Source organism: Acanthopleuribacter pedis (assembly GCF_017377855.1).
GTDB classification, from domain to species: Bacteria; Acidobacteriota; Holophagae; order Acanthopleuribacterales; family Acanthopleuribacteraceae; genus Acanthopleuribacter; species Acanthopleuribacter pedis.
The window spans coordinates 23,517-34,803 of the sequence record NZ_JAFREP010000014.1 but is presented as its reverse complement, the minus strand read 5'-3'; the positions used below and the strand labels follow the sequence as shown (position 1 = coordinate 34,803).

Annotated in this window: 9 protein-coding genes; 2 read left to right on the top strand and 7 right to left on the bottom strand. The window is 53.9% G+C overall.

Translation table 11 applies throughout. The features are described 5' to 3' along the window. Positions 1 to 7: 7 nt before the first annotated feature. On the top strand, positions 8 to 595 hold the full coding sequence (locus J3U88_RS14905) for a TetR/AcrR family transcriptional regulator (RefSeq protein ID WP_207859666.1): 588 nt from the start codon (positions 8 to 10) through the stop codon (positions 593 to 595). 133 nt (positions 596 to 728) lie between these two features. Here the strand turns inward: J3U88_RS14905 and rplI are convergent, their stop codons facing one another. From rplI to J3U88_RS14870, 7 genes are all read right to left on the bottom strand, one after another. After that, positions 729 to 1,277, bottom strand: a complete 549-nt coding sequence (rplI, locus tag J3U88_RS14900; RefSeq protein ID WP_207859665.1) for a 50S ribosomal protein L9 — start codon at positions 1,275 to 1,277, stop codon at positions 729 to 731. A 27-nt stretch (positions 1,278 to 1,304) separates the two neighbouring features. Then, positions 1,305 to 2,195 (bottom strand): polyamine aminopropyltransferase, encoded by an 891-nt coding sequence (speE, locus tag J3U88_RS14895; protein WP_207859664.1) that lies wholly within the window; start codon positions 2,193 to 2,195, stop codon positions 1,305 to 1,307. A 108-nt stretch (positions 2,196 to 2,303) separates the two neighbouring features. Then, positions 2,304 to 3,206, bottom strand: a complete 903-nt coding sequence (locus J3U88_RS14890) for a hypothetical protein (protein WP_207859663.1) — start codon at positions 3,204 to 3,206, stop codon at positions 2,304 to 2,306. 227 nt (positions 3,207 to 3,433) lie between these two features. Next, entirely contained in the window at positions 3,434 to 4,402 is a 969-nt protein-coding gene (locus J3U88_RS14885; protein ID WP_207859662.1) for a sensor histidine kinase, read from the bottom strand. 13 nt (positions 4,403 to 4,415) lie between these two features. Beyond that, positions 4,416 to 5,303: a GGDEF domain-containing protein gene (locus tag J3U88_RS14880; protein ID WP_207859661.1), complete on the bottom strand. Its 888-nt coding sequence runs from the start codon at positions 5,301 to 5,303 to the stop codon at positions 4,416 to 4,418. Positions 5,304 to 5,445: 142 nt separating this feature from the next. Beyond that, positions 5,446 to 5,823, bottom strand: coding sequence for a DUF1987 domain-containing protein (locus J3U88_RS14875; protein ID WP_207859660.1), 378 nt, complete (start codon positions 5,821 to 5,823; stop codon positions 5,446 to 5,448). A gap of 2 nt (positions 5,824 to 5,825) precedes the next feature. Then, complete coding sequence (locus J3U88_RS14870; RefSeq protein ID WP_207859659.1) at positions 5,826 to 6,374, bottom strand: SiaB family protein kinase; 549 nt, start codon at positions 6,372 to 6,374, stop codon at positions 5,826 to 5,828. Positions 6,375 to 7,680: 1,306 nt separating this feature from the next. On the opposite strand from J3U88_RS14870, the gene J3U88_RS14865 reads away from it, so the two are divergent. Further along, positions 7,681 to 10,776, top strand: coding sequence for a DEAD/DEAH box helicase (locus J3U88_RS14865; RefSeq protein ID WP_207859658.1), 3,096 nt, complete (start codon positions 7,681 to 7,683; stop codon positions 10,774 to 10,776). The last annotated feature ends 511 nt before the right edge of the window (positions 10,777 to 11,287 follow it).

The window sequence follows — 11,287 nt, the reverse complement described above, 5'->3', positions numbered from 1 at the left end:
TATCTTCATGGGTCGCCATAAAAACACGGACACACGCAGGGAACAAATTGTGACTGCCTTGCTCCAGGTCATGAGTGCGCACGGCTTTGAAAAAGCCTCTATCCGCACCATCGCCGAGGCAGCCAAGCTCAGCCCGGGCTTGATCCACTACCACTTCAAAAACAAGGCGGAGATCCTCCACGCCTTGATCGAACAGCTCGCCGATCATGCGCGAGCACGTTACGACCACTTGTCGGAAGGCCTCACCGATCCGCGCGCCAAAATTCACGCGTTCATTACGGCACGTTTGGCACTGGGCGACGGGGCCGATCCGAAGGCGGTCGCCGCCTGGGTCGTCATCGGGACCGAAGCCCTCCGTCAGGAAAAAGTCCGCGAACTCTATAGCCGGGCCATCGAGACCCAGATGCAAATACTAAGTGATTTGCTGGCCACTTTAATAAATGAGGCGGACGCCAAAAAGACCGCGGCCGTGATTCTTGCCGCGATGGAGGGCGCGTATCGATTGGAAGCTGCCGCCTCGGAAATCATGCCCAAAAATTACGCGGCAAGCACGGTCCGAAAAATGGTAGACGCAATGTTGGACGACGCGGGCTGAGTCGATGGCCCGCGCGGCGCCGCGGCCAAGACCCAATCACCCGACCGCCCCCCAGGGCCGACCCACCAAATAAAAAACGCACCTACGAGAAGTGCGTTTTTTAGTAATTGGTAGTGGTCGGAAAAGCGGCGGCTTAGGCAACCGGCTTTACGGTAATCGAAAACTCAGCGCTGACCTCGGGGTGCAAACGAACAGAGGCGGTGTACTCACCCAACTCTTTGATGTGGGGCAGTTCAATAACGCGACGCTCCACTTCGAAACCTTCGGTGAGCAACGCACGGTGAATTTCGTGAACGGTGACACCACCGAACAACGAACCGTTGTCGCCGGCACGTTTTTCAACTTCCAAATGGATCTCTTCCAAACGTGCTTTTGCTTCTTCAGCAACAGCTTTGGTTTCGAGCAGGCGTTTTTCGTAATTGCGTTTCTCGATTTCGAGCTGACGCTTATTCCCTTCGGTAACCAGGACGGCAAGGCTTTTGGGCAACAAATAGTTGCGAGCGTAGCCAGGAGCTACTTTAACCACATCTCCGCGATTACCTAATTTGACCACGGCTTCTTTCAGTAACACTTGCATTGTGAGTGAATCCTCCAACAAAAATCGCGGCAGGCACGAATTAAGGACATTATCAGGCTTTTCTGCAAGGGTCAATCCTTTTTTGGCAAGGCACCCGTAGCCCAAAGGTCGCGCCGGCGCGCGGCGGTCCGCTTACTTTTTGAACGGGGTCAACAGATCACCGAGGTTGTTGCGCTGAAATTGCGGCAGAGCAAAAGCGGCGCGGTGGACCTCGGCGTTGTAATAGTCGAAGGTCAAACCGGAAGCGGCAATGCGCGCCTCGTCGAAGTCGCCCATGGGGCACAAGCCTTTGGTGGCCACAACAAAAGACCACAAACCGCCGGGATAACAGAGGTTGTTGTAGTTGTACATGTAGCGATTGTCGAAGGATTTGGCCAGGTTTTGCAGAATTAAACGCTGTGCTTCCTCCTCGTAGAAGGGCGTTTCGCCTTGGGCGACAACCATGCCGTCATCCGCCAAAACCCGCTTGACGTTGTTGTAAAAGGCTTCACCAAACAGCGGCGTGGCCGGACCGATGGGATCGGTGCTGTCCACCAAGATGAGGTCAAAGGTCTCTTGGGTTTCGGCCATGAACTTCACGCCGTCTTCAATGCGCAGTTCCAGGCGAGGATCGTCGAAGCTGCACGAGGTTTGCTTGAAATGCTCGCGACATACGTCGACCACTTCCCCGTCGATTTCCACCATGACACAACGGTCTACACCTTGGTGGCGCAACACCTCGCGGGCCGTCCCGCCGTCGCCGCCGCCAATCACCAAAACGCGTTTCGGGTTGGGATGCACGAACATGGGTACATGGGCGATCATGTCGTGGTATACGAACTCGTCCCGCTCTGAACACATCACCAAGCCGTCGAGAAACAGCACCTTCCCGTGGCCGGCGGTTTTCACCAGGCTCAACTTTTGGAATTTGGTTTGGGAAACATGCAGGGTTTCAATCACCCGGTAGCGCTGCGAGGCAAAATCGCCGATAAACTCTTCTGCCCAAAGATCCAGCTCCGATTGCGTGGAAGTATTTACGTCCATTTTCTTGTCCTTCCTTCTTTTGACGGCGACCACATCGGCGGCACACCTTGGTAATGACGACCCTCAACCCAAAAGGAGCGTCGTCTAAGGTCATCTAGGTTTGGGACCTTAAGCCTTGCGGTAGTTGGCAAACAAAACGTCGAACCCGCAAAAACGTTGTTGGCTGGCGGTTCGGGCCGAATAACCGGTCGGCACGGCAATACCCGCGGCGTTTTTGTCGAAGTACACGGCAGTCACAATGCGCGGCCGAAAAATAGCCAACACCTTGTTGAGCGTGGCTTCCAGTTCGCCTTCGCCAAAGACACGGTTGGTTTCAAAACTGGCATAAGAACATTCTGATTGGGGTGTGATGTGAAAGGTGTAGTATTCGCGTTCGCAAATCCCATTCAGCGAATAACCCATGGGATCGAAGATAAAATCATCGATGGCGAATTCATCAAAAATTCGGTTCACACCGGTCCGTTCGTAAAGTGCCGGTTTACCGATATCGGCTTGCATAAACGGCGCCGCGGCTTCTCGGTCAATTTCGTGCATCAGCACTTCAAGCGTCATGTCGGTTGCTTGGGGTTGGCAGTCAGGTCCGTAGTGAAAAACCGCCACGTAGTGGTCGTTTTCTTTGCCGAAAATGGTGGTATTCCCCGGCACAAAACGACGCAAGCGTCGCGCGTCTTCCTCGTAATCGCTGTGCTGATCCTCGGGTGATAACTCGTTTTTGCGTTCGTACATCAAAAACAAAATGTCGTCGCGGTTAAAGGTGCGCAACATTTCTTCCACGGCCGCGACCAATGAGGTGGTGCCACAGGTAATCATCACCACCCGGTGCTGAAACACAAACAAGCTGGATTCTGAAAGCAGGTAGGCATCACAAAGCTCATTAGAAACGGTCGACAACACGGTGGCACGCGCCAGCGAGACCACATGATGCCAATCAATGTCCGGGTGACGCCGCAACGGCGTTGTTCCGGGTTTCAACAAGATTTCGATTTTTTTCTCCGAGCCTTCAAAAAACAATCGGCTACCTCCTGAAGCACCGCACGTCAAACGGCGCTTGAATCACAACAATCGAGGGCTACAGCCAGGCTTGGGCTGAGACCAACAAACAGAAGACGCTTTGTACCTTTGGGTTCAACCCTGGGATCAAAGCAAGGGAATTATTATAGGCAGCACGGTGCAAAGGTCAACCATCGCGACGGCGACACCGGCCTGGGCACGGGGACCAATCGGCGCAAGACAGGCGCTTAACGGGCGCCGCTCATGGGAATCTCGATAAAAAAGCTGGTGCCCACGCCTTCCTCGGATTCAACCCAAATGCGCCCCTGATGCAGCAGGACCAAGTTCTGAATGATGCTCATGCCCAAACCGGTCGACGCCTCGCCACCGGTCCCCTTGCGACCCGCCACGGTGAATTTGTCAAACAGGTGCGGTAAAAAATTCTTGGGTATGCCGATCCCGGTATCGCGGATGCAGAGCCGGGCGCGGTTCATTTGGAACAAAACGGTGACATCAATGCGCCCGCCTTCGTTGGTGAACTTGATGGCGTTGGACAACAGGTTTTCGCAAATCTGCCGAAAACGCTCGCGGTTCAGCGGAACCAAATGATCCTTCTCCGGGAGGTGCAACACCAGGGTCAGGTTCTTTCGCGCCGCCATGGCGCGAAAGTCACCCACGTTTTCTCGGACCAAGGCCGAAAAAGCCGCATCGGCAAGGGGCAATTCGAAATCTTCACCCTCCAGCTTGGCGACCTCCAGCAAATCATTGATGAGGGTGTTCATATTGGTGCAGCTTTTTTTGATTTTACCCAAGACGTGCAGGCCCTCGGGACCCAGCACCTCTTCAAATTCATCGGCCAAGATCTCGCTGTATCCGTGCGCCGTGTTTACCGGTGTGCGCAGGTCGTGGGCCACAATGCCCAAAATTTCGTCCTTGGCGCGGTTCAGCTTGCGCAGGTGTTCTTTGCGCATCTGCAACTCTTCTTTTTGGGCGTTAATCTGCGACAAGGCGTTGTGTAATTTGCGTTGGTTTGAATCGTTCATGCGCGTCATTTTGCCGGTCGCCCGCAGCAACTTGCGGTACCCCTCCAGCAGTAAATCAAACTCGTGGCGCCCTTCATCGGAGAAACCGCCCATTTCCAAAAAAGCCTCGGCCCGTTCGATGGTTTCGTATTCATTGCGGAACAAACCGCGGATTTGCCGCTTGTTTTCGCCCATCAGGAACCCCGCCTCAAAAAACGAGTCGGGCGTCGTCACCCAATGAGGTTTGGAACTGTACCCATTTATCACCGTAAAGCCGTTTCAAATGGTAATCAGTCGGCGGCGTGGCACCGTGGTGAACCTGCTTGCCGGGCTGAACCCCAACCCAGGCGTTGCGGCCGGATTTTTTGGCAATGTAAAGCGCTTGATCGGCCATGTCGATGATTTGCGACCAACCGAAGTAACCCGGGAAAGGCGGATAAAAAGGAAAACCGGCGAAACCGATGCTACAGGAACATTTCAAAACACGGCCCTCGCCGATATCAAACTCGTTTTGTTCCACCTGGGAACGCAGTCGCTCGGCCAACTTGGCTGGATAGGCTTGGTCGGAATCGCGACAAACCACTAAAAATTCCTCGCCACCCCAGCGCACCAAGGTATCGGACTTGCGACATGCGGCGGAGACCAGGTTGGAAAATTGAACCAGGACGGTGTCGCCGACCGGATGGCCGTAGGTGTCGTTGACCTGTTTAAAATGGTCGATATCGATCATGAGAAACAACAGGTTGTGGTCGCCCAACTCACTGTCGTTGTTGAGCACCGACTTGACCTCGTTATCGATGAAGTCGAGCAAAAACCGGCGGTTGCGCACCCCGGTTAACGCATCGGTAAAGCTGGCGTCTTCCAAGCGGCGCTTGGCTTTAAGCAAGTCGTTGCGAGCACGGACGAGCTTGCGCTGGGCGCCGTCACCAACCGAGGTTAGTTTAATCGTGTTTTTGAGCAACTTGGTGTAGTGCTGGGTCAGGCCCAGGTACTCTTTAAGGAGCTCCTCAAATTGTTCCGGCGGGTTTTGGCAAATCACCTCGGCCCGTCGCTGAATTTCCAACTCGTGTTGATATACACTTTCCGAGGGTTTCATGCACGGCTCCCCAGCCACGGCGCCACCGCGGTCCTAATGCTCATTTTTGGCAATGCATCCCTCATTCAAGTTTCCTCGGTGATCGGTGGCTAAAGCTTGAAAAACGCGGTATCCAATGGCAACCGGTCAACCCGGCCGTGACTTAGTCAAAGGGAATAAGCTGGAATTCGAGGCTCAAGTCATCGGCAAAATCCTCGCCGCTTTCTTTGATATCCTCGTCATCCTTTTGGTAATGCCAGTGAACGGCCACCTTGCCGCCCACCGAACTGTAGGCTTCAAAAATGTCAAAAATGTCCAACAAACACTTAGACGAACTCGAATTGAAGTAGGAAAGCTTGAAGTGCGCTTCAATCGGCCCTTGGGTGCGTTCGATGTATTGGTTCAAGCACTCAAACACGCTGCCGTAAAAGTCGAGCGCGTTCTCGGGATAAGATTCGCCTTCTAAGCGGAAGTTGCCGCTTTCGGGATCGAACGCCACCTCGGGGGTGTCGACCGAGCGGGCTAATGATAGACTTTGCAAACCTATCCTCCTTTAGCAATCGTAGCGGTGAGATTCAGCAAGTCGAATTGGTCGTTAAAGGATTGGATATCGAAATCGAGCTGGGTATCGGCCCGTTTGGCGATTTCAATCAAACCCAATCCCGCGCCTTTTTGGGTGCGGTTTTCACCGGTTTTGCGTTTGCTGACGTAAAGCTTCCGCAGTTCTTCATTGCTGAGATCTTTGATTTCTCCCAGCTTGCGCCGCAATTCGGAAACGTCATCCCGGTTGAGGGGATTGCAGGATTTTAAAACGAAATGATGAGGCTGCTCACGTAAAATGATCAAACCGACACCAATGTCGTTGCCTTCCAGATCAACCACCTCGCGCTCGGCTGAGTGGTAGAGGATGTTGTGGGCCATCTCCACAAAGATGGCGAAGATGGTTTTGATACGCGGGTTCCCATAGAGCATGCTCTTTAGAAAAGCGCCCATGTCGACCAAGGTCTCTTGCGGCACCGGACCTTTGTAGAACATGATGATTTTTTCGTCCTCGAGACTTTTGTAAATCCCGGCACTATCGATCCACTGCATACCAAGCCCCCGTTACCAACTCGGAGAAAGCCAAACCAAGACTCTGTCCAAACCCGGCGGAACACATATCAGGAAACGTCATCAGGAATCCTACCTCGTGGCAGTTTACGAGGCAGTGAACTGAAACGGAAACCCCGCCAATCCATTTCCCTCGTTAACATCTCTTTCGGGAAAAATGAAACGAGCATTAAGGGAAAGAACCGACAAAACTTCGAGACCCCGTCTCCCACGCGATCCCCGCGAAAAACCCGCAACCTTTCTTCAGACCGAAAAGCCGCGTTCAAAGACGTTTCAAGCTAAGAAGCGCTGACGCGGTGATTTTAGCTAAACCTTTGGGCTGCAACGGTCTGTAACAAAACTCACCGCACCCAGTGGGTGTGGTCGGGCGCGACCCCGGCTCGCTTTTTCCAAACCATTTCGCTCCAGATCTTTAGCTAAAACCCCTCGCTCTTATCGCACCCCTAGGGTTCAACCAAATAGTGAGCCATTCCCAGGGTTAGGTCGAACCAAGCATAGGCGCGCCGCCATCATACCAAAAACGCTGTGATAAGTAACCCCAGTGGAAGCAAGGATCAAGGTTCGACGACAACACCCAATCCATGGTTTCGGCAAGGGTCCCCGCCGGGGCGAGCCTCGGCCCAGGGCGCCACAACGCGCAACCCGGCAGCCAAGCATGGGGAGAAGCAAACCGGCGATCCCCTTCCAAACCTCCAACTCGCCAATCAAGAAAATTAGGCTCGCCGGCGCTTTTCCTGTAAAATAAAGGATTTGCCTGCCGCCAAAATAGAAAAACAATACTATGACGAATCTGTCAAATTCAATATCACAACGCATCAAAACGACGCTTATTTACTTTTGCCCAGACCGAAGCTGAAGGGCGCCGACCAAACCACCTAACCCTATACACACCAAGAGATTAACCAGAATTTCTCCGAGCACATCCCCCTTCTTTCCCTTGCCGCAACGCGACCTTTCCAGCCCGGTGAAACGTTTTTTTATATCGCGACCAAACTCACTCGCTATAATAGACGAGATCGTGTTTAAGCTCAGGCTGAATGACTGGTTTCACCCGTCTTACCTTTTTTGGTTCCCGCGGAACAGCGTTCACTCATGTTTCACGTTCACCGGCACACATCGTCGCGGCTTGACCCGCTCCGGCTCCAGGTTTCACGAATCTTGGAACATCAGGCTCGCCTTGTTCCGTGGCGAGCGGGCCCCTGCCCCGCCCTTGCCGCACGATGAGCCCCTGACGCTGTTGGTCGTCGCGTGCGCCGCCGATTCCCCATACCTAAGGTGACGTCATTCCATGTTGGAAAACCGAGTCAATGCACTCGCCGAATTTTTGAAAGTGGTCCCCGAATCGCTGAAGATCCACGGCCACCAATTTGTCGGAAAGTTCAAGATTGAAGACCGCGAAGAAATGATCATCGCCAAGACCCGCGATAAAAGTGGTCAACAGCTCGATGTTCGTTTCGATTTCGATCCCAAGGTTTTTAGTATTACCGGCGCCTCTTGCACTTGCGATTACGCGCGTCGCGGCTCAGTGTGTGAGCACATCTGCGGCCTCGCCGAACATTTGGTTAACGCCCAGATGTTGCCCGGCACCCAGCAGAACACGCTCGACTTTCTCGACAAACACCTCAACCAGCCCGCCTTCCACAACGCCCAGTTTCGGCTTTCGGTCGAGTTGGAAGATAAAGATACGGTGCTTGAGCCGGTGGTCAAGATCCACAAGTACATTCGCGACAGCACTTTCGGCAGCGGTCGCCGCCTCACTGCCAACGACAGTTACAAGTTTACCCAGGGCGACCCCTCGGACCAAAACCTGCTGAACTTCATCAAAACCTTTCGCCAGGTTTTCTTTTACTCTAATTACGAACCCCAACAGCGTTACAACTGGGGCTTCTGGCTTTCATTACTCAACCACCCACGGGTCTACGCGGGCGAAAAGCCCCTAAGCGTGCGCACCGCCACCATTGAACTGGAGCTGCGTTCCGCCGACCAGCGCTACAGCCTCCTTGTCACGCCCGACGGCGAGGAGCGGCCCGAATTGCGATACTTCGAGGTCGACGGCGGCTTGCTGGGCATTGATCTCGAGCGTGGCGAGCTATTGGTTAGCCAGGTGGACCACATGCGTCGCGCCATTCTGCTTGAGGTTCACCAATACCAACCGGTAATGACCCGCGACGAACTGCTCGACAACGTCGGTCGCCTCGAACAATTGCAGGGCTTTTTCGACATCAAGTTACCGGACGACCTGGCGGGCATCATTCAAAAGGAAGAACCCTTCCTGTCGCTACTTCTCGATCTCCAGATGGGCAAGGGCTTCAGCCTGGGCCCCCACACCGGCTACCCCAGCGCTTCCTCCCGCGTGTTACCCGGTTCGCCCGGTCAGTATTTGTCTACCGGCAAAGGAATCGTCGTCGAACGCGATCTGCCGGCGGAACAAGAACTGTTGCGCGACTTTTTGGATCGTTTCCCCTACGAGGAGAAACCCGACCGCAACGGCGAAATCATCATTCACGATTTGGAACGGGCCTTGGCCCTGATGGAATGGTTGAAGGAACACGAGCAATGGCACATCGAATGGGCACGCACCGAACCCAAAATCCACCAAATCACCCAGGTCAACGGCCTGCGTGTCCAAGTCGATTCCAAGGCCTGGCTTAAAATCCACCTGATGGCGGACGAGAAAACTTTTTCGATCCAACACTTCCCAGAAGACGACCAGCATTTGGCCGGCACCCAATACGTGGCGGTCGGCGAGGGCGAGTGGATCCAAATCGACCAACAACTGCGCCGTCAACTCAACCAACTCAAAATGGCGGTCCACCAAGAAGACCAAAGCATGCGCCTCAAAAAGGCGGCTCTGGCGGTGTTGGCCGAGATGGAGAGTTTGGCCTGGGAGGGCGATCCCAAATGGTTGGAACGCATTGAAGATTGGCGCGGCAAAAAAGACGAAACCTACCATCCCAGCAAAGACCTCAAGGCCGATTTGCGCAAATACCAGGTAGAGGGATACCGTTGGCTGCGACGCATGTCGGAGCTGGGTGTCGGCGCCTGCTTGGCCGACGACATGGGTTTGGGAAAAACGGTTCAAGCGCTGGCGGTCTTGTTGGACCGTGCCAAGTCGGGACCAACCCTGGTGGTGGCACCGGCCAGCGTGGGTTTTAACTGGAAGGAAGAGGTCGGGCGTTTTACCACCAAACTCAAACCCATCGTTTACGCCGACGGCCGTCGCAACAAAAGCATTACCCGTCTCAAGGGCGGCGACGTGTTGATCATCAGCTACGCGCTGGTCCTGAAGGACATTGAAAAACTCAAACAGATTCGCTGGGGAACCTTGATCCTCGACGAGGCCCAGTTCATTAAAAACGCCCTGTCGCAAACGGCCATCGCGGTGTCCCAACTCGACCGCGAATGGACCTTGGCCCTCACCGGTACCCCCCTGGAAAATCATTTGGGCGAGCTGTGGAGTATTTTTCGCATGCTCAACCCCGAACTGTTGGGCACCTGGGAGTTTTTCCGCAAAAACTATGTGGTTCCCATCGAAAAAGCACGCGATCCGAACAAGCTCGAGAACTTGCGCCGCTTGATTCGCCCCTTCATTCTGCGCCGTACCAAAAGCAATGTACTCGAAGACCTGCCGGAACGGTCCGACATCGTGTTGAAGGTCGAGTTGGGTGACGCGCAACGGGCCAAATACGAATCAGAACGCAACCGGATCCTCAGCCAGCTGGACGAGGTCGACGAAAAAATTCGCTTCAAATTGCTCGCGGCCATCACGCGCCTGCGGCAAATGGCCTGCCATCCGGGTTTATGCGAAGAACGCTACAAGGGTGATTCCGCCAAACTCACGATTTTTTCGGAGTTGGTAGAAGAGCTGGTTAGCGAGAACCACCGTGTGTTGGTTTTCAGCCAGTTCACCTCTTTTTTGAGCCTTATCTCTCGCGAACTCAACCGGATCCATATTCCCCATGTGATGATGACGGGCGAAACGCCGGTAAAACACCGTCAGGCCATTATCAAACGTTTCCAAGAAGGCGAAGTGCCGATCTTCTTGGTTTCGCTACGCGCGGGCGGCACCGGTCTCAACCTGACCCACGCCAACTACGTGATTCACATGGATCCGTGGTGGAACCCGGCAGTAGAGGAGCAAGCCACGGACCGCGCCCACCGCATCGGCCAAACCCAAGCCGTCACGGTCTACCGCTTGGTTGCCACCAACACGATAGAAGAAGCCATTCTGAACATTCACACCCGGAAACGCGACTTGGTGCAAAGCCTACTGGAAGGCCAGGAAAGCGTGGGCAAACTGAGCATTCAAGATTTGGTGTCCCTGATCAAGGGTGGTGAGTTCGAGGAAGAAGAAACGCCCCCACCCAAGAAACGCAAAAAATAAGGACATAAAAAAACCGGGACGTGGTGAGCGATCCCGGTGTAAATGACCAAAACAAGAGATGGTGGGTTTTGGTCAATCAGTTGTGCCTCACGCCACGCGGATGCATGGGTGATTAACTTAAATGTGGTGTTTTTTTTCCATCCCCGCAAATAGATGATCGACTTTTTCTTACAAAAACCTAACTTTGAGATTTTGAATGCTTGGGGTTCCGATAGGGCTTGGCTTGGAATTTTTATATTTCTCAGGATAAGGGGATATTTTGAGGATGGGCGGTTTGCCGATTTTTTTTACCATGCAGACGTCGCGCCTTGGATAGCCTGGGTCGCGATGAACCATACTTACCCGGCCTTGCTTGGTTGCGCTTTGGGGGTGGGCGATTTTGCTGTGCCTCTTTGGTTTTGCCTGTTTTGCCGTGACGGTTTAGGGTCTAAAAAATGGGGTCCTGATTAGGAAGACGTCATGGGTTGCGATGGGTTCCGCGGGCACCCGAGGCATGGAGCCGGCGTGGGAA

Excerpts from the sequence above, each read along its gene's own strand:
- J3U88_RS14905 (WP_207859666.1), top strand. The coding sequence starts at position 8 with ATGGGTCGCCATAAAAACACGGACACACGCAGGGAACAAATTGTGACT.
- speE (WP_207859664.1), bottom strand. The coding sequence starts at position 2,195 with ATGGACGTAAATACTTCCACGCAATCGGAGCTGGATCTTTGGGCAGAA.
- J3U88_RS14885 (WP_207859662.1), bottom strand. The coding sequence starts at position 4,402 with ATGGGCGAAAACAAGCGGCAAATCCGCGGTTTGTTCCGCAATGAATAC.
- J3U88_RS14880 (WP_207859661.1), bottom strand. The coding sequence starts at position 5,303 with ATGAAACCCTCGGAAAGTGTATATCAACACGAGTTGGAAATTCAGCGA.
- J3U88_RS14870 (WP_207859659.1), bottom strand. The coding sequence starts at position 6,374 with ATGCAGTGGATCGATAGTGCCGGGATTTACAAAAGTCTCGAGGACGAA.
- J3U88_RS14865 (WP_207859658.1), top strand. The coding sequence starts at position 7,681 with ATGTTGGAAAACCGAGTCAATGCACTCGCCGAATTTTTGAAAGTGGTC.